The organism is Streptomyces sp. NPDC102467, from assembly GCF_044765445.1.
Lineage (GTDB): Bacteria > Actinomycetota > Actinomycetes > Streptomycetales > Streptomycetaceae > Streptomyces.
On sequence record NZ_JBIWKA010000001.1, the window covers coordinates 148,600 to 167,812 of the forward strand.

The following is a 19,213-nucleotide window of genomic DNA, read 5'->3' on the forward strand; positions in this document are numbered from 1 at the left end:
ACGACGTGTGGCGGGACCGTGAACCAGCCGCTCCGCATGGCATTTCCCGGGCCGATTCGCCATTCGTCGGTGTGCTGTTAACCCTTTGTTGCACTCCGGTTGGGCCGTGGCTCGAAATGGCTTCCTAACTTTCTCGGTGTGCCAGCAAGTACAGCCGAGCAACGGCGGATCGCCGTACTCGCAGACTCCGACACCCGATGGAAATGGGGCGCGCTCACCGCGGCCCGTCTCACCTCCGACAGCGCCGACAGCGCCGCCCTTGACGGGTTCCTGCTGCGGGGCCGCGCCACCCCCACCCCCCGCCAGCTCACCGAGGTCGGCGTCCGCGCCGACCGGCTGCGCGAGGTCACCGCGGTCGAGTTCCTGCGCGAGATGGAGCGCGAGCCCGACGCGTACGACGTGGTCGTCCTCGCCCTCGTGGGCGGCGCCGTCCAGGCTGTACTGCACGGACTCGCCCACGCCTGGCGCGACGCGGCGAAGCGCCCCGTCGTCGTCACCGGCTACGTCGGTGTCGTCTACGAGAAGCTCACCGACGGGCTGCTGCTGCGGCACGGCGCGGACGTGGTGCTCGCCAACTCCCGGTACGACGCGGAGCGGTTCCGCACCGTGTACGAGGGGGTCGGCGCGGACGCCGCCGCGGTGACCGAGTGCGCGCTGCCGTTCCTCGGCGGCGACACCTACCAGGACGTACACGACCCGTACACGGTGGTCTTCGCCGCGCAGCCGTCCGTGCCGGACACCCCGGCCGACCGGATGTACCTGCTCGACCGCCTGGTGCGGCATGCCCGAGCCCACCCCGAGCGCGAGGTGCTGCTCAAGCTGCGCAGCAAGCCGGGCGAGCACACCACGCACATCGAGGAAGTCCCGTACCAGAAGCTGGTGCAGCGGCTGACTCCGCCGCCCAACTTCCGTCTGGTGTACGGAAACATGGGCGAGGTCCTCGACCGTACGGATCTGCTGGTCACGGTCAGTTCCACGGCCGCGCTCGAATCCCTGCACCGGCGCGTGCCCACCGCGCTGCTCACCGACCTCGGGGTGCGCGAGGCGCTCGGCAACCACCACTTCACCGGCTCCGGCTGCCTGGTCTCGTGGGACCAGCTGGACGCGGGCGAGCTGCCCGAACCGGACCCCGCGTGGGTGGCCCGGCAGGGCGTCGCCGCCGACGGCTCGTACGAGAGCGCCTTCGACGGGGCGCGCGCCAAGGTCGCCGAGCTCCTGGCACGCCCGCGGCAGGCCCCCCTGAAGCCGTACTACAGCCGCACCACCGCGCCCGGCTACCTGCCGCGCATCCTCGCCCGCCACCACCTGGGGGCCGACGGCAGCCCGCTGCCCGGCGCGCCCGCGGCCGACCAGGAGCCCGGCGCCGTACGCCAGATCGTCCGCCGGGCCGCCCGCGGCGCCTACCGGCACGGCGTGCAGCGCGTCGCCCCCGTGATCCGGCGGATGGGCGAGCTGTGAGCACCCCCCTGAACCGACTCCCCGAAGGAGCCCCCCACATGACCGACCCGGAAGCGGGCCAGGCGACCCCGGTCCGCCGCGTCCTCGCCGTGATCCCCGCCCGCGGCGGCTCCAAGGGGGTGCCGGCCAAGAACCTCGCCCAGATCGGCGGCGTGCCCCTGGTGGCCCGCGCCGTGCGCGAGTGCCTCGCCACCCGGCAGGTCACCGACGTCGTGGTCTCCACCGACGACGAGGGCATCGCGGCCGCCGCGCGGCAGGCGGGCGCCGAGGTCGTCACCCGGCCCGCCGCCATCGCGGGCGACAAGTCCAGCTCCGAGGCCGCCGTGCTGCACGCCATGGACGCGCACGAGGCGCTGCACGGCGCGGCCGTGGACGTCGTCCTGCTCGTGCAGTGCACCAGCCCCTTCATCGCCCGCGAGGACGTCGACGGCGTAGTCCGCGCGATCGTCGAGAACGGGGCGGACAGCGCCCTGACCGTCGCCCCCTTCCACGGGTTCGTGTGGCGGGACGGCTCGGACACGATCGACGAGGCGAGGGCGATCGCCGCCGCGCGGTCCGCCTCGCTCGGCGGCACCGACACCCTCGTCACCGAGGCGCCCGCGACCGCCGGCGGCTACGGCGTCAACCACGACAAGTCCTTCCGCCAGATGCGCCAGGACCGCCCCCAGGACCTGCTGGAGACCGGCGCCGTCTACGCGATGGAGGCCACCGGCTTCCGCCGCCACGAGCACCGCTTCTTCGGCCGCACCGAGCTGGTGCGCACCGACCCCGCCAAGGTCCTGGAGATCGACGACCCGCACGACCTGGCCCGCGCCCGCGCGCTGGCCCCCCTCTTCGACGCGTCGCACGAGACGGCCCTCCCCACCCGGGAGGACATCGACGCGGTCGTCCTCGACTTCGACGGCACCCAGACCGACGACAGGGTGCTGATCGACTCCGACGGACGGGAGTTCGTCACCGTGCACCGCGGTGACGGCCTCGGTATCGCGGCCCTCCGCAGGAGCGGCCTGCACATGCTGATCCTGTCCACGGAACAGAACCCGGTGGTCGCCGCCCGGGCCCGGAAGCTCAAGATCCCGGTCCTGCACGGCATCGACCGCAAGGACCTCGCACTGAAGCAGTGGTGCGAGGAGCAGGGCATCGCGCCGGAGCGCGTGCTCTACGTCGGCAACGACGTCAACGACCTCCCGAGCTTCGCCGTCGCCGGCTGGCCCGTGGCGGTCGCGAGCGCCCATGACGTCGTACGCGGCGCCGCACGCGCGGTCACCACCGCCCCCGGTGGCGACGGCGCGATCCGAGAGATCGCCAGCTGGATCCTCGGCCCTTCTCTCGACTCCCTCAACAAGTAAGGAACGCCCCCCATGTCTGCACAGTCCGCCCAGAACTCCCCGTTCGATGTCAACTCCCGTCTGCGTACCTTCGGTTCGCGCACCGCGGGCCCCGGTCACCCCGTCTACATCACCGGTGAGATCGGCATCAACCACAACGGTGACCTGGACAACGCGTTCAAGCTGATCGACGTCGCCGCCGAGGCCGGCTGCGACGCCGTCAAGTTCCAGAAGCGCACCCCCGAGATCTGCACCCCGCGCGACCAGTGGGACATCGAGCGGGACACCCCCTGGGGCCGGATGACGTACATCGACTACCGTCACCGCGTCGAGTTCGGCGAGGACGAGTACCGCCAGATCGACGAGCACTGCAAGAAGCGCGGCATCGACTGGTTCGCCTCCCCGTGGGACACCGAGGCCGTCGCCTTCCTGGAGAAGTTCGACGTCCCCGCCCACAAGGTCGCCTCCGCCTCGCTCACCGACGACGAGCTGCTGCGCGCCCTGCGCGCCACCGGCCGCACCGTCATCCTCTCCACCGGCATGTCGACGCCGAAGCAGATCCGCCATGCGGTCGAGGTCCTCGGCTCGGACAACATCCTGATGTGCCACGCCACGTCCACGTACCCGGCGCAGGCCGAGGAGCTCAACCTCCGCGTCATCAACACCCTCCAGGCCGAGTACCCGAACGTCCCGATCGGCTACTCCGGCCACGAGACCGGCCTGCAGACGACCCTCGCGGCCGTCGCCCTCGGCGCCACGTTCGTCGAGCGCCACATCACCCTCGACCGCGCCATGTGGGGCTCGGACCAGGCCGCCTCCGTGGAGCCGCAGGGCATCACCCGCCTCGTCCGCGACATCCGCACCATCGAGCAGTCCCTCGGTGACGGCGTCAAGAAGGTCTACGAGTCCGAGCTCGGCCCGATGAAGAAGCTGCGCCGCGTCGCGGGCGTCGTCGCCGAGTCGGAGATCGCCGTCGCGGCCGGTGAGCCGGTCGGCGTCTGATCCGCAACTCCTCGGCGGCCCGGCGTGGTTGACCACGCCGGGCCGCCTCGGCGTCCCTGGGGAGGGCCGCATGACCAGCAGTACCCTGTGCTTCGTCGAGAGCCCGGTGCAGCTCCTCAACGTCCTGGAGTGGGCACACCACGACCGGACCACCGCGACCGTGGTGGTGCTCTCGCCCACCGACCCGATGACCCGCGGCCAGCTGCGCCGCATGGCCGAACTCGCGCGCGAGGAAGGCCATTCGGTCCGCTGGGAAGAAGCACGCGGCGGTCCGGGCGCGCCCTTCCAGACCGTCGGCGGCCTCGCGGGGCCGCTGCGCACGGCCGACCGCGTGGTGATCGGCGACCCGTTCTCCCGCTACGTACAACTGCTGCTGACCATCACCCGGGCCCGCGACCTCGTCGTCGTCGACGACGGCACCGCCACCATGGAGTTCATCTCCCAACTCGCCCGCGGCGAACGGCTCGTGCGCTGGCACCGGCGCGGCGGCAGACCGAGCCCCCGCGACCTGGCCTTCGGCCCCGTCTCCTCCGCGGCCCGCCGCAAACTCACCCCCCGCCCCGGCCACCGCACCGTGTCCGTGTTCACCTCCATGCCGGTGGACGAGGTGCCCGACGGGGTGACGGTGACCGCGAACGACTACGCCTGGACCCGCGCCCGTTTCGGCCCGCCCCGGCTGACCCGCGGGTCCGACCTGGTCGGAACGTCCCTGGTGGAGACGGGAGTTGTCGACCTCGACCGGTACCTGGAGGCCGTCCGCGAGCTCGCCGTGGCACACGGCGCCACCCGCTACTTCGCCCACCGCCGCGAAGCCGCCGACAAACTCCACCGCCTCGCCACCGAGACCGGCCTGGAGGTCGTCCGCCCCGACCTCCCCCTCGAACTCATCGCCCGCCGCGGCCCCATCGGCCGTACGATCCTCAGCTTCCCCTCGACGGTCGTGCACACGCTGCCGATCGCCCTGCAGGGCACGGGCGTGAAGGTCGCGGTCTGCGAGATCGACCCGGCCTGGCTCACCCAGGGCGTCTCCGACCACGCGCAGGGGTTCCTCGCGGACATCGCCGGGTCCGCGCGCGGAGTGCGCACCGTGTGAGGCCGCGGACGCCCGCCCGGGGCCCCGGGTGCGGTCACGGGCCCATGTGCAGATAGGGCGCCCAGAGCCAGGGGCTGTGCGGATAGCGGTCCCGCAGGTCGCGAGTGGCCCGGTGCACCGCCTCGTACGGCGGGGTGCCACGGGCCGCCTCGGCGTACACGGCCTGCGTCGACCGGGTGGCGTCGCCGTCGGCCACGTCCCACAGCGTGGCGATGACGTGCGTGAATCCGGCGAGCTGGAAGGACGAGGCGATGTGGTGTGCCTCGTCGGCGAGGCGCTCCGCGCCGGACGCCGAGCCGCACGAGGCGAGGAACGCGAACTCGCCGTCGAGCAACTGAGCGGAGACGTCCGGCACGGACAGCGGACCGTCGTGCAGGACCAGCGCGTTCGCGGACGTGCCGAGGAAGCTGCTCTGCGTGTGACAGGCGAAGTGCACCCAGGAGTGCAGGCGCAACCCGTCGAGGACGGCCTGCTTGGTCGCGGCGGCGCCGCTGAGCACCGTCGTACGGGGGAACAACGCGGCCAGTGCCCGGCCGTCCGCGGCCGTGTGTGGCAGCGGCGGGTGCCCCGGCAGGTCGGGGGTGGCCACGACCAGGAGCCGTGCGGCGCCGGAGTGGTCGGCTGTCGCGCGGGGTGCCGAACGGGGTTTGCGGGTGAGGGAGTTGAGTGTCGTCGTGTACGACGACATCACGTAGTCGGCGACACCGTGCGGCGCGCCGTCACCGTAGCGTCCTGCCGCGTGCAGCGGCAGAAAGCTCATCAGGCCGGTGGGGCACCACCACAGCCGGGGCAGCGGGTCCGTGCCGTCCGGCCGCAGATTCAGCTCGCGCAGCACCGGTTCGGCCACCGACTCCCACAGCCAGGCCAGCATCTCCTGGACGGTCTGCCCGGCCTGCCAGCGCTCCAGCGCGGGCCGGTCCACCGCGTGCAGCAGGCCGGTCGCCTCACGGAAGTCCAGATACCGCATGAGGGTGGGCTCCAGCGTGACCCCGGGCAGCGGGACGACCCGTGCCTCCCCCGCGACGACGACGATCGCGTCGCTGCGCGTGGTCGCGAGGTTGACGACCACCACGGGGCCCGCCGCGGACAGTGCCGCCAGGTCGCCGGCCTGCGGCCGCAGGAAGCTCGCGAAACCCGGCAGGCGGCGGATCTCGTCGCGCACCCGCTCCCACGCCCGGACCGTCAGCCGGTGCGTGTCCCGCTCAGGGCCAGGCACGCTCTCGCGCACGCCGCTGTCGAGCCCGGCGCGCGGTGCCGTCATGGCCGCACCGAGCCGGGCGAACTCGTCGGCCAGGCCCGCGTCCCGGCGGCGCAGGTCCGACAGGTCGTGCCGGGTCTGCGTGACCTGGCCGAGCAGAATGCCCCTGCCGCGCTCCAGGACGTTCAGTGCGCGCAGGGGATCGCCGAGGTGCAGCGCGCAGGCCGCGGCCTCGCAGGCCAGTGACTGGTGTTCCGAGAGCAGGAGCTCACTGTCGCCGAGGCCGAGCCGGTGCCCCACCAGGCGCGGCAGCAGATCTACCGCGGCCTCGTAGTGATCGGCCGCGGCCGCCCAGTCGTGGGCGGCGGCCGCGGCACGCCCCGCCGCCGCTGCGGCCCTCAGCCGGTCCGGCAACGGGGCGTCGGAAGAACGGTGCACCTCGGCGTCGAGCGTGATGGCCTCCGCCACCGCGGCGGGATCGGCGCGCCGCCGCAGTACGTGCGCCAGGTTCAGGCGGGCCGCGGACCGCGCGACGCCGTCGGTGTCGGCCCGGGCCACGGCCTCCCGGGCGACGGCCTCCGCCTCTGCGAGCACCGCGTCCCGCTGCGCCGACGGCGTCTCGTCGTACTCGTGCACGGCCCCCAGGGCGCCGACCAGATTGCTGCGCCACAGCGCTTGATCGGGGTCGTCGGGCGGGCCCGTCCTGAGGGCCTCCCGCAGCAGTTCCGCGGCCTCCCGCGCGTCGCCCACGCTGTGCAGCTCGCGGGCCCGACCCAGCAGCACCACCGCCAGGTAGGACAGTGAGACGCAGTGCGCCTGACTGCCCGCGGTACGCAGGGCCAGCGCTCCCCGGGCGAGCTCCACGACGGAGTCCAGTTCGTGCTCGTACATCTCCAACGGTTCGGCGAGCAGCCCGGCGGGAAGGTCGGCACCCCCGGCGCGGGCCTCGCGCGCCAGAGCCATGAAGCGGGTGAACTGCTTGGTGTGGAGCAGCCGCGCCTCCGCGAGCCGGGCCATGGCGTCCGGTGTCGTACGCCAGGACTCCGGGAACGTCGTCACTTCCTCCAGGACGTCCATGGCCTCGAGGAGTGCCGCGCCGTCCCGCGTGGCCTCGTAGTGCGCGACCAGTGAAGTGCCAAGGATCAGAGCCGAGTTGGCGTACAGGAACGAGCCCGGCGCGCAGTGCTGGACCGCGGCGCGGCAGACCGGCATCAGCTCGTCGAGCAGGCGCGGATCCCGCGTCCTGGTGAACGCCGTGGCCAGCGCGCTGGCGCTGAAATAAAGCACTTCGCCCCGCTCGGCCTCGCCCAGGGCCGGATCGGCGAGGTGGGCGCGCGCCAGCTCCAGGGACATGTCCAACACCGCCTCGTCCCGGGTGAGTTCGTACTGCATGCGGTACGAGGCGATGAGGTGGGACCGTGCGCGTCGAACCTCCGGATGGGCCGCGGGCAGCACGGCGATGAGGGACTCCAGCAGGTCGCGGCCCTCCGCGACGGCCTCGAGGTCGTCGCCGAGACGGCCGCGCAGCGTCAGCGCCTCCGCCAGCGCACCGGTCCGCTCGAACCGCTTCGGATCGGCCGGCCCCGTCAACGCCAGTGCCCGGCGTTGCAGCGCGATCGCGCGGTCGGCATCCGCGAGGTCGCCGGTGGCGTCCGCCGCGTCGTGATAGGACAGCGCGGCGTTCTCCATGAGCAGCGGATACTCGGGTGCGTCCGGGGCCAGCGCCCGCGCGGCCGCCTCGTTGATCCGCGCGGACTCCCGTACCGCCTCCATGTCCCGCAGGACGAGGGCCTTCGCCCGCAGCACGTTGCCCAGGCAGGACAGGACGGTGATGTCGTCCGGCGCCGTCTCCTGCGCGCGCCGCGCCCACTTCTCGGCCTCGGCGACGTCGGCGCGCGGGTCGGGGGCGGCCTCGCCTTCGGCGCCGGGTTCGCCGTTCACCGCGTCGTGGGCACGGGACTTGAGGGCGTTGGCGAGCGACGCCATCCGCAGCGCCCCGCCCGGATCCTCGCCGCGCGTGCCGCCGACCGTGTCGCGCAGGACGTCGATGGCCTCGTCCAGCGCGGCCGCGTCGTGGGTCGCCGCGTACGTCATCCGCAGGCACAGGCCGAGGTCCGCCAGGTGGGCGAGGCGCCGGGCCGCGTCCACCGCGGGCGCCTCGGCCAGCACCCGCAGCGCGCGGGCCCGGGCCCGCAGCAGCTCGGGCTGCCCTTGGGCGATGGCCGGCGGGAGCACGGTGTCGAGCATCTCGAGGAACCTGAGCGAGTGCGCGTCGGTGGGATCGCTGCCCGCGGCCAGCCGTTCCAGATAGGCCGCGGCCCTGACCGCCGCCGACGGCATGTGTGGCGAGGGCCGCGCGGCCAGATGGGAGTTGATGAACCCGAACGCCAGCCGCAGACGGCCCTCCTGGAGCGCATCCGGTCCCTCCGCGGCGGCCTCGCCCAGGTCCCACGCGGCGGCGGCCGCCGCCAGCAGCCGCGGGTGGCTCTGCGCCGGGTGCCGCGAGTCGCCTGTACAGACCGTTACGAGGCGTCTGCCGAGGGCGTGCAGCATGCGTACGGAGTTCTCGTCGTCCCCCGGGTCGCCGGTCGGCTCCGCGAGGGCGCCGACGACCTGCTCGGCCAGGGAGGCCGCCCGATCGAGCGCCTCCTGACCGCCCTCGCGCAGCTCCTCGAGCGCCGCGCCGAGCAGGGCGATCGCGCCCCGCAGCGCCTGCGCGCTCCGCGCACTCTCTGTGCTCTCCGCGTTCAGCGCCTCCAGGGCGGGACCGGGCAGGGAATCCGGCGGGACCACGTTGTGCAGGGGCCGCAGAAAAGCCAGACAGTAGGCGAAGTCCTCGCTGTCGTCTCCCTGCTGGGCACCCTCTTGCCGGGCGACGCACCGCAGCCAGTGGTACCAGCCGAGGGTCAGCGCGGCGTCGGGAAGCAGCCCCCCGTCGGACGCGGACTCGGAGACGATCCGGGCGGCCTCCGCGTCCGCGTCGGCCCCCAGGACCTCCGTGGGGTCACGAGTGGAGACGAACCGGTCAAGTCGGGCCCGCAGGGCGGCGAGTGACGATTGCTGCATGGTTCCCCCGTCGGGGCCCGTGGGCCCGTAGCATCGTTGCGCAACAACGCTAGCCGTCGTGCTAGGGCCTGTCGTCAAATTCCCGTCGTCGCCCGGAGAGCGGCCCTGTCGCGGGGCAGACGGGAATTTGACGACAGGCCCTAGGGGGAGGAAAAGGCCGCATGGGCAGCGCAGCCGAGGTCGCGGCATGGTGCGAGGCCGTGCCCCTGCTGCTCCGTCTCGCCGCCGCACAAGGGCGCACCACGGAGGCCGAAGAGCTCGTACGGGACCTTCGTGACGGCGCTGACGCGATCGGCCGACTCGCCGAGCTGGGAAGGCAGTTGGGGGTGCCCTCGATCGGCGCGCGGGCGGTGACAGGAGTCCCGGGAGTGTCGCCGGGCGTACCGGTCGACGGTCTGTACGTCTGCCCGGGAGGCCGCTGCACGCGGGACTGGGTGCGGGCACCGGGAGTGCCGACGCCCGAGTGCCACGTGTTCGGCGTGCCGTTGGAGCCCGCGCGGCCGCTGCGGCACCCCCGGTGAACCCGTTCCTGAACGAGCTGGCCCGTCATCTCGCCGGGAAGTGGCTCTCCCTGCTGGTGCTGCCGGGGGCGCTGTTCGGCGCCGTCGCGGCCGCGGCCTGGCGGATGCGGTACGGGCGATGGGCCGGTGCGGAAGGGCTCGTGGCCGACCTGCGCGACGGCGCCGTCACGGGTGCCGGGCTCGCCGCGCTCGTCCTCGCCGCGCTGCTCCTCGCGGCCGCCGCGGGCCTCGCCGCCGGGGCCGCGGGACGGTCACTGCACTGGCTGTGGCTGGGACAGTGGCCCGGCCGCACCGGCGACCCTCTCACGCGCCTGCGCCACCGCAGGTGGACCCGGGCACAGGAGAAGTACGGGCAGGCCCTGCGCGAGGGCGCACCGGACCCGGTCCTCGCCCGCCTGGCACAAAGGCGCAACGACATCGCGCTGGCACCGCCGTCCCGGCCGACCCGGATGGGCGACGAGATCGCGGCGCTGAGCATCCGGGTCGACCTCGAGTACGGGCTCGACCTGGAGTTCGGCTGGCCCCGGCTGTGGCTGACCCTGCCGGAGGAGGCGCGCGCCGTGCTCGACGCGAGCAAGGACGCGCTCACCAGGGCGTCCGCTCTCGCCGGTTGGGGCGTGCTGTACACGCTGACGGGGCTCGTGTGGTGGCCCGTCGCGCTCCTCGGCCTCGGCACACTGCTCACGTCCGTCGCGCGGGGCCGCTCGGCCGTGACGCAGCTGGCCCGGCTGATGGAGTCGGCGGTCGATCTGCACGGCGTGGCCCTCGCCACGGCCCTGGGCATCGACACCCCGGAGGGCCGGCTCACGCGGGAGACGGGGCGGGCGGTGACCGGGCGCATCCGCAAGGGAGCCTGACGAGGCACCGCCGTACGAACCTGGCTTGCGCAGGATACGTACGGAATTTCGTACGCCGACAGGGGAACGGTTCGGCGCCGGGGGAAGAAGCCCCAGGTGAGCGCAGGTGTAAAGAAAATTAATACCCATCTCAACCGATCCACACGCCTGGCACCGCAAGATTTCTTACGTCAACCTGGCTGAACTTTTGTTGATCGACCGTTAGTTGGCCCATGCATCGCCCTACCCTTCATGGGGTGAACCAGTTGACGTCCCGAGAGTCCGAGGCCGACCAGCCGGGGGAATCCGCCCCCGGCAATGCGCTCCCGGGCGGCCTGCCAGAAGCCCTCCGCGCCGAGCTCGTCGCCTTCCGGCGCGACCTGCACATGCATCCCGAGCTGGGAAACCAGGAGTTCCGTACCACCGCAGTGCTCAAGACCCGCCTGGAGAAGGCCGGGCTCTCGCCGCGCGTGCTCGGGATCGGCACCGGCCTTGTCTGTGACATCGGGACCGGCACCGAGACCGGGGAGTGGGAAGGTGGGCGCGGCATGCTCGCGCTGCGTGCCGACATCGACGCGCTGCCGATCCCGGACACCAAGGCGGGCTGCGCGTACCGGTCCACCGTCCCGGACCGCGCGCACGCCTGCGGCCACGACGTGCACACCACGGTCGTGCTCGGCGCGGGCCTCGTCCTCGCCGAGCTGCACCGCCGCGGCGAACTCCCGCACCCGGTACGGCTGATCTTCCAGCCCGCCGAGGAAGTGCTGCCCGGCGGCGCCTCGGACGTGATCGAATGCGGCGCCCTCGAAGGTGTCCGCACGATCGTCGGCGTGCACTGCGACCCGAAGGTCGACGCGGGGCGCATCGGCCTGCGGTACGGGCCCATCACCTCCGCCTGCGACCGGCTCGAGGTCACGCTCGACGGCCCCGGCGGACACACCGCGCGCCCGCATCTCACCACGGACCTGGTGATCGCCGCCGCGAAGGTCGCCGCCGACGTCCCGGCGCTGGTCGCCCGCCGCGCCGACGCGCGCTCCGGGCTCTCGGTGACCTGGGGCCGCCTGGAGACCGGGCACACGTGCAACGTGATCCCGCAGCACGCCGAACTCTCCGGCACGGTCCGTTGCCTGGACCTCGACACCTGGCGCGAGGCGCCGGACCTGGTGCACGGCGCGGTCCAGGAGATCGCCGACCTGTACCGCGCCAAGCCGGTCGTGAACTATGTGCGCGGAGTCCCGCCGGTCGTCAACGACCCGGCGGTGACCGACCTCCTCCGCAGCGCCATGGCCACCCGCCGCGGCGCGGACTCCATCGAGGACACCCAGCAGAGCCTGGGCGGCGAGGACTTCTCCTGGTACCTGGAGCACGTCCCCGGCGCGATGGCCCGGCTGGGCGTGAAACCCCCGGAGGACCGCACATCCCGCGACCTGCACCAGGGCGACTTCGACGTGGACGAGGAGGCGATCACGGTGGGGGTGGAGCTGTTCACGGCGACAGCACTGATGGACATCTGAAGCCCGCTCAAGCCCCTGCGGCGATCGAGCAGCGGGGTCAGGGGCAGAGCCCGGTGACCTCGGCTCGATCGCCGCCGCCCAGCGAAACAAGGACGTAACACCCCCCGGCACGATCGGATAACGGCGGAGCCCACCCGCTTCCGCCCCTCCTTCTACGCGCGTTACGCTCCGCCGAACTCAGCGCCCCACACGGCGTGTTGACGAAGGAGCAGTCCATCATGCGTCGATCTCGCACGACCCGGCTCACGCACCTGGCCGTGGCCGTCACCGGCCTCGCCCTCGCCGCCACCGCATGTGGCGGCACCAGCGCCGACAAGGCGGGCGACGAGGCGAAGGACAAGAACCTCGGACTGGCGATCTCCTACGACGTCGGCGGGCGCGGCGACCAGTCCTTCAACGACGCCGCGTACTCGGGCATGGTGAAGGCGGACAAGGAGTTCGGCTACAAGAGCGACGACCAGGAGCCGAGCGACGGCGAGAGCGATGCCGACAAGATCGCGCGGCTCGGCTCGCTGGCCAAGTCGGGCTACAACCCGGTCATAGGCGTCGGCTTCGCGTACGCGCCCGCCGTGAAGGCCGCCGCCGCGAAGTACCCGAAGACCACCTTCGGCATCATCGACGACTCCACCATCGAGGCGAAGAACGTCGCGGACCTCGTCTTCAGCGAGGAGCAGGGCTCCTACCTGGCCGGTGTCGCGGCCGCCAAGGCGACCAAGACGAACACGGTCGGCTTCGTGGGCGGCGTGGACGTGCCGCTCATCCACAAGTTCGAGGCCGGCTTCGTGCAGGGCGTGAAGGACACCAAGCCGAAGGTCAAGGTCGAGAAGCAGTACCTGACCGAGACCGCCGAGGAGGGCGGCTTCTCCAGCCCGGACAAGGGCAAGACGGCCGCCGAGGCGCAGATCGAGAAGGGCGCGGACGTGGTCTACCACGCGGCCGGCCTCTCCGGTCAGGGCGTCATCCAGGCCGCCGCCGCGAAGAAGGTCTGGGCCATCGGCGTCGACTCCGACCAGTACAACCAGAAGCCGCTGGCCGCGTACAAGGACTACATCCTGACCTCCGCGACCAAGGACGTCGGCCGCTCCGTGTACGAGCTCGCCAAGTCGGTGCACGACAAGAAGCCGCTGTCCGGGGTGACCCGCTTCGACCTGAAGGCGGGCGGCGTCGGCATCACCGACACCAACCCGAAGTACAAGGAGATCGCGGGTCTCGCGGATGCCGTGGCAAAGGCGAAGCAGGACATCATCGACGGCAAGGTGACGGTGGCCACCAAGCCGTAGCCCGCCCCCGCCGCACCACGCTTCGCACCACCGGCGCGCCCCGGATCCCTCGCGGACCCGGGGCGCGCCCGTATGTCCGTACAAGATCGCTTCCGGCCGCTTTCAGTACGGACGCATAACAGTCTGACGGAGGGGGTTCAATGCGCGTTCTACGCGCGTTAATCTGCGGCGAAGCCAGCGCCGTCCGGTCCGTCGTCGGTGCTTGTACACAAGGAGCTCATCCCATGCGCCGGGTTTCCCGAATAGCGCTCGCAGGCACTGCGACCGTTGCTCTCGCCGCTTCTCTGTCCGCCTGTGGCGGCACCTCCAGCGACGCCGCAAGCAAGGAGAACGGCGGCAAGTCCAAGGGTATTGCCATCGCGTACGACGTCGGCGGCCGTGGCGACCAGTCGTTCAACGACGCCGCGTACGAGGGCATGAAGAAGGCCGAGAAGGAATTCGGTTACAAGGGCGAGGACCAGGAGCCGACCGACGGCGAGACGGACGCGGACAAGACCGCGCGTCTGGTGTCCCTGGCCAAGTCGGGCTACAACCCGGTCGTCGGGATCGGCTTCGCGTACGCGCCCGCCGTGAAGGCGGCCGCGGCGAAGTACCCGAAGACCACCTTCGGTGTCGTGGACGACTCGACGGTCCAGGCGAAGAACGTCGCGGACCTCGTCTTCAGCGAGCAGGAGGCCTCCTACCTGGCCGGTGTCGCGGCGGCGAAGACCACCAAGACGAACACGGTCGGTTTCGTGGGCGGCGTGGACGTGCCGCTGATCCACAAGTTCGAGGCCGGCTTCGTGCAGGGCGCGACGGACACGAACCCGAAGGTCAAGGTCGTCAAGCAGTACCTGTCCGAGACCGCCGAGGAGGGTGGCTTCTCCAGCCCCGACAAGGGCAAGACGGCCGCCGAGGCGCAGATCGAGAAGGGCGCGGACGTGGTCTACCACGCGGCCGGTCTCTCCGGTCAGGGTGTCATCGAGGCCGCCGCCACCGCGAAGGTCTGGGCGATCGGCGTCGACTCCGACCAGTACAGCCAGAAGCCGCTGGCCAACTACAAGGACCACATCCTCACCTCGGCCACGAAGAACGTGGCGTCGGCCGTGTACAACCTGGCCAAGTCGGTTCAGGACGGCAAGCCCGAGACCGGCGTCATCACCGGCGACCTGAAGTCGGGCGAGGTCGGCCTCGCCGACTCGAACCCGGAGTTCTCGGGTAACGATGCGATGCAGAAGGCGCTGAAGGCTGCCGAGACCGGCATCACCAGCGGCAAGATCAAGGTCAAGAGCAAGCCGTAACCACGGGGACATGAGTGGGGGACGGGGTGCGGGAGGTCTCGGAGACGGGACACGACCGCACCCCGTTCGCGGCGGGGCCAGCCTCCGCGCCGGGCGAAGCCACGCAACTCGCGTGCGATTCGCCCGAATTGACCGGCTCGCGTCCACTTCGTACTGCCGTAGGGGCTCTACGCGTGTAGAAGGCCCCCGTCTCCCAGGAGAGTGCGCCATCACCGCGTCCAGCAGCCCGCCGGCCGTCGAACTGACCGGCATCACCAAACGCTTCCCCGGCGTCGTCGCCAACCACGACATCCACCTCACCGTCCACAAGGGCACCGTGCACGCCCTCGTCGGTGAGAACGGTGCGGGCAAGTCGACGCTGATGAAGATCCTCTACGGCATGCAGAAGCCGGACGAGGGCACCATCGCGATCGACGGCGAAGCCGTCTCGTACTCCTCGCCCGCCGACGCCATCGCGCGCGGCATCGGCATGGTCCACCAGCACTTCATGCTCGCCGACAACCTCACGGTCCTGGAGAACGTGGCGCTCGGCAGCGAGAAGCTCTACGGGATCGGCGCCCGCGCCCGCCGCAAGATCCTGGAGATATCCGAGCGGTACGGGCTCGGCGTGCGCCCCGACGTCCTCGTCGAGGACCTCGGCGTCGCCGACCGGCAGCGCGTCGAGATCCTCAAGGTGCTCTACCGCGGCGCCACGACGCTGATCCTCGACGAGCCGACCGCCGTGCTCGTGCCGCAGGAGGTCGACGCACTCTTCGACAACCTGCGCGAGCTCAAGGCCGAGGGCCTGTCCGTCATCTTCATCTCGCACAAGCTCGGCGAAGTCCTCTCCGTGGCCGACGAGATCACCGTCATCCGGCGCGGCACGACGGTCGGCACGGCCGTCCCCGCCGAGACCACGCCCCGCCAGCTCGCCGAGCTGATGGTCGGCTCCGAACTGCCCACCCCCGAGACCGCCGAGTCGACCGTCACCGACCGGCCGGTGCTCACCGTCAAGGGCCTGCGCCTCGACGCCGAGGGCGGGCGGCCGCTGCTCGACGACATCTCCCTCACCATCCACGCCGGTGAGGTGCTGGGCCTCGCGGGCGTCGAGGGCAACGGCCAGACCGAGCTGATCGAGGCACTCATCGGCCTCAAGGGCGCCGACTCCGGCACCATCGAGCTGGCCGATACGGAGATCACCTCCTGGGCCACCCGCAAGCGCCGCGAGCAGGGCATCGGCTACATCCCCGAGGACCGCCACCGGCACGGCCTGCTCCTGGAGTCGCCGCTCTGGGAGAACCGCATCCTCGGCCACGTCACCGAGAAGCCGAACGCGCGCGGTGTACTCCTCGACCTCAAGGCGGCGCAGGCGGACACGCGCCGCATCGTCGAGGAGTACGACGTGCGCACCCCCGGCATCGACGTCACCGCCGCCTCGCTGTCCGGCGGCAACCAGCAGAAGCTGATCGTCGGCCGCGAGATGAGCCACAACCCGCGCTTCCTCATCGCCGCCCACCCGACGCGCGGCGTCGACGTCGGCGCGCAGGCCCAGATCTGGGACCAGATCCGCGAGGCCCGCCGCGAAGGCCTCGCCGTGCTGCTGATCTCCGCCGACCTGGACGAGCTGATCGGCCTCTCCGACACCCTGCGCGTGATCTACCGCGGGCGGCTCGTCGCCGACGCCGACCCGGCCACGATCACGCCGGAGGAACTGGGTTCGGCGATGACCGGCGCGGCCTCCGGCCACCTGGAACACGTAGACCCTGCAGAAGAAGACGCCGCCGAGGTGCCCGCGGCTCGGCAGCCGGAGGACAAGTCCTGATGGCCATGAAGAACAAGTTCGACAAGGAGCGGCTGCTCCTCGGTGTCTCGGGGCCGGTCATCGCCCTGCTGACCGCCGTCGTCCTGACCTCGATCGTGCTGCTCGCCTCGGGCAAGTCCCCGATCGAGCCGTACAGCATCATGTTCGAGCAGGCGACGTTCTCCGACGTGCAGGTCCTGATCATCAACCAGGCCGGCATGTACTACCTCGCCGCGCTCGCGGTCGCCATCGGCTTCCGCATGAACCTCTTCAACATCGGTGTGGACGGCCAGTACCGGCTCGCCGCCGTGGTCGCCGCGATCGTCGGCGCGAAGGTGGCGCTGCCCGGCTTCGCGCAGGTCCCGCTGCTGATCATCGTCGCGATGCTCACCGGCGCCATGTGGGCCGGTATCGCGGGCATCCTCAAGGTGACGCGCGGCGTCAGCGAGGTCGTCGCGACGATCATGCTGAACTCGATCGCGTCCAGCGTCATCGGCTACCTGTACCTGCCCGACGTCTTCGGCGTCCAGGTCGGCAACAACAAGACGACCGGCATCATGCACGAGTCCGGCTGGTTCCCCGGCATCAACATGGGCGAGGGCGTCGGCGAGATCTACGGCTTCGTCGTCATCGCCGCGCTGCTCGGCGTCGCCTACTGGTTCGTCCTGAACCGCACCCGCTTCGGCTTCGACCTGCGCGCCACCGGCGCCTCGGAGTCGGCCGCCGCCGCGTCCGGTGTCGACGCCAAGCGCATGGTGCTGACCGCGATGCTCGTCTCGGGCGCGCTCGCCGGCCTCGCCGGTCTGCCGCTCCTGCTCGGCGACACGCACACGTACTCCCTCACCTTCCCGACGACGATCGGCTTCCAGGGCATCACCATCGCCCTGCTGGGCCGTAACTCGCCGGTCGGTATCGCCTTCGCCGCGCTCCTCATCTCCTGGCTGGAGAAGGCCTCGCAGGAACTCGACCTGCGCGGCTACGACAAGGAGATCGCGGTGATCATGCAGGGCATCATCACCATCGCCGTCGTCGTCTCCTACGAGGCCGTACGGGTCTGGGGCCAGCGCCGCCAGCAGCGCCGGGTCGGCATCGAACTCGCCGTCGCCGCCGGTGAGAACACCAGCGAACTCAAGAAGGAGGTCGCTGCCTGATGAGCACGGCTACGGTCCTCGACAAGAAGCCCGCGTCACCGCCCGCACCCGGCGGCCGCCGCAAGCTGTCCCTGCCCGTCCTGATGATCATCATCGCGGGCGTCCTTGCCCTCACATCCCTCGTCCGTCTGATCACCGACGCGGACGGCATCACGAACGTCAGCCAGATGGCGACGGCCCTGCAACTCGCCGTCCCCATCGGCCTCGCCGGCCTCGGCGGCCTGTGGGCCGAGCGCGCGGGCGTGGTCAACATCGGTCTCGAAGGCATGCTGATCCTCGGCACGTGGTTCGGCGCCTGGGCCGGTTACCAGTGGGGCCCGTGGGTCGGCGTGCTCGTCGGCATCATCGGCGGCGCCATCGGCGGCCTGCTGCACGCCGCCGTCACGGTGACCTTCAACGTCAACCACATCGTCTCCGGTGTGGCCATCAACATCCTCGCGCTCGGCGTCACCCGCTACCTCTCCAACTTCGCGTTCGAGGGCGTCGAGGGCGGCACGACCAAGCAGTCCCCGCCCGTCGACTCGCTCGGCACGGTCACGGTCCCCGGCCTCTCCGACTGGCTCACGACCCTGAACGAGAAGCACTGGTTCTTCGTCTCCGACATCGCGGGACTCCTCGGCGGCCTGGTCACGGACCTCTCGCCGCTGACGATCATCGCGGTCGCGCTCATCCCGTTCACCTGGTGGGCGCTGTGGCGCACGTCGTTCGGCCTGCGGCTTCGCTCCTGCGGCGAGAACCCGGTCGCGGCCGAGTCGCTCGGCGTGAACGTGATCAAGTACAAGTACCTGGCGGTCATCATCTCCGGCGGCCTCGCGGGCCTCGGCGGTGCCTTCCTGTCGATCGTCGCGAACCCCTTCTACCTGGAGGGCCAGACCGCAGGTAAGGGTTACATCGGTCTGGCGGCGATGATCTTCGGCAACTGGATGCCGGGTGGACTCGCCCTGGGCGCCGGCCTGTTCGGCTACACCGACAGCCTCAAGCTGCGCGGCGGCACCGAGAACGTCCACGCGCTGCTCCTCCTTGTCGCGCTGCTCCTGGTGATCGGCGCCGTCTGGATGCTGGTCAAGAAGAAGTACATCGCCGGTGTCGTCTGCGCCGTCGCCGCCGTCGGAATGGGAGCCTGGTACGCCACCACCGACGACGTGCCGACCCAGCTCGTCACCGCGACGCCGTATGTCGTCACGCTGCTGGTGCTGTCCTTCTCGGCCCAGCGTCTGCGCATGCCGAAGGCGGACGGCCAGCCGTACCGGAAGGGACAGGGCCAGTGATCTCCGAGGCCGACTGGAAGACCCTGCGGGAAGCGGCCACCGAGGCCATGTCCCGCGCGTACGCCCCGTACTCGGGCTTCCCGGTCGGCGCGGCCGCCCTCGTCGACGACGGCCGCACGGTCTCCGGCTGCAACGTGGAGAACGCCTCGTACGGCCTCGGCCTGTGCGCCGAATGCGGTCTCGTCTCGCAGCTCCAGGCGACCGGCGGCGGCCGGCTGACGCACTTCACCTGCGTCGACGGCAAGGGCGACATCCTGATGCCGTGCGGCCGCTGCCGCCAGCTCCTCTACGAGTTCGGCGGCCCGGAGCTGCTTCTGGAGACGGCGTCGGGGGTGCGGCCGCTCGGCGAGATGCTGCCGGACGCGTTCGGCCCGGAGCATCTGGACGACAAGTAACTACAGGGCGGCCCCGCCGAGTTGGCGGGGCCGCCTTACTCAG

The 19,213-nt window shown here is 71.4% G+C and carries 14 protein-coding genes; 13 read left to right on the forward strand and 1 reads right to left on the reverse strand.

All coding sequences use genetic code 11. The annotated features are described in order from the left end of the window. The first annotated feature begins 138 nt into the window (after positions 1 to 138). From ACIREE_RS00620 to ACIREE_RS00635, 4 genes are all read left to right on the forward strand, one after another. Positions 139 to 1,458, forward strand: coding sequence for a DUF6716 putative glycosyltransferase (locus tag ACIREE_RS00620; RefSeq protein WP_404144484.1), 1,320 nt, complete (start codon positions 139 to 141; stop codon positions 1,456 to 1,458). Positions 1,459 to 1,496: 38 nt separating this feature from the next. After that, the gene (locus ACIREE_RS00625) at positions 1,497 to 2,807 is read left to right on the forward strand and encodes a cytidylyltransferase domain-containing protein (RefSeq protein WP_404144486.1); all 1,311 of its coding nucleotides are present in this window, start codon (positions 1,497 to 1,499) and stop codon (positions 2,805 to 2,807) included. 12 nt (positions 2,808 to 2,819) lie between these two features. Next, complete coding sequence (locus ACIREE_RS00630) at positions 2,820 to 3,788, forward strand: N-acetylneuraminate synthase family protein (protein ID WP_404144488.1); 969 nt, start codon at positions 2,820 to 2,822, stop codon at positions 3,786 to 3,788. 70 nt (positions 3,789 to 3,858) lie between these two features. Further along, positions 3,859 to 4,881: a hypothetical protein gene (locus tag ACIREE_RS00635; protein ID WP_404144490.1), complete on the forward strand. Its 1,023-nt coding sequence runs from the start codon at positions 3,859 to 3,861 to the stop codon at positions 4,879 to 4,881. A gap of 34 nt (positions 4,882 to 4,915) precedes the next feature. Here ACIREE_RS00635 and ACIREE_RS00640 read toward each other — a convergent pair whose 3' ends face one another. After that, positions 4,916 to 9,145 (reverse strand): CHAT domain-containing protein, encoded by a 4,230-nt coding sequence (locus ACIREE_RS00640; RefSeq protein ID WP_404144492.1) that lies wholly within the window; start codon positions 9,143 to 9,145, stop codon positions 4,916 to 4,918. Between the two features lie 161 nt (positions 9,146 to 9,306). Here ACIREE_RS00640 and ACIREE_RS00645 point away from each other — a divergent pair, with 161 nt between their 5' ends. The 9 genes from ACIREE_RS00645 to ACIREE_RS00685 all read left to right on the forward strand — a co-directional run bounded on the left by ACIREE_RS00645 (position 9,307) and on the right by ACIREE_RS00685 (position 19,170). Further along, positions 9,307 to 9,666, forward strand: coding sequence for a hypothetical protein (locus ACIREE_RS00645; RefSeq protein WP_404144493.1), 360 nt, complete (start codon positions 9,307 to 9,309; stop codon positions 9,664 to 9,666). Then, the gene (locus ACIREE_RS00650) at positions 9,663 to 10,523 is read left to right on the forward strand and encodes a hypothetical protein (RefSeq protein ID WP_404144494.1); all 861 of its coding nucleotides are present in this window, start codon (positions 9,663 to 9,665) and stop codon (positions 10,521 to 10,523) included. Before ACIREE_RS00645 ends, ACIREE_RS00650 begins: the two co-directional genes overlap by 4 nt. Positions 10,524 to 10,759: 236 nt before the next feature. Beyond that, positions 10,760 to 12,016, forward strand: coding sequence for an amidohydrolase (locus ACIREE_RS00655; RefSeq protein ID WP_404144496.1), 1,257 nt, complete (start codon positions 10,760 to 10,762; stop codon positions 12,014 to 12,016). A 218-nt stretch (positions 12,017 to 12,234) separates the two neighbouring features. After that, positions 12,235 to 13,296, forward strand: a complete 1,062-nt coding sequence (locus ACIREE_RS00660; protein WP_404144497.1) for a BMP family protein — start codon at positions 12,235 to 12,237, stop codon at positions 13,294 to 13,296. 224 nt (positions 13,297 to 13,520) lie between these two features. Next, entirely contained in the window at positions 13,521 to 14,576 is a 1,056-nt protein-coding gene (locus ACIREE_RS00665; RefSeq protein WP_404144499.1) for a BMP family protein, read from the forward strand. 208 nt (positions 14,577 to 14,784) lie between these two features. Next, complete coding sequence (locus ACIREE_RS00670) at positions 14,785 to 16,377, forward strand: ABC transporter ATP-binding protein (RefSeq protein ID WP_404145281.1); 1,593 nt, start codon at positions 14,785 to 14,787, stop codon at positions 16,375 to 16,377. Between the two features lie 5 nt (positions 16,378 to 16,382). Then, entirely contained in the window at positions 16,383 to 17,507 is a 1,125-nt protein-coding gene (locus ACIREE_RS00675) for an ABC transporter permease (protein WP_404145284.1), read from the forward strand. Next, entirely contained in the window at positions 17,507 to 18,775 is a 1,269-nt protein-coding gene (locus ACIREE_RS00680) for an ABC transporter permease (RefSeq protein ID WP_404144501.1), read from the forward strand. Before ACIREE_RS00675 ends, ACIREE_RS00680 begins: the two co-directional genes overlap by 1 nt. After that, positions 18,772 to 19,170 carry a cytidine deaminase gene (locus tag ACIREE_RS00685; protein ID WP_404144503.1) on the forward strand — a complete coding sequence of 133 codons (399 nt, stop codon included), beginning with the start codon at positions 18,772 to 18,774 and terminating at the stop codon, positions 19,168 to 19,170. The genes ACIREE_RS00680 and ACIREE_RS00685 overlap by 4 nt, the downstream gene beginning before the upstream one ends. Positions 19,171 to 19,213: the final 43 nt, after the last annotated feature.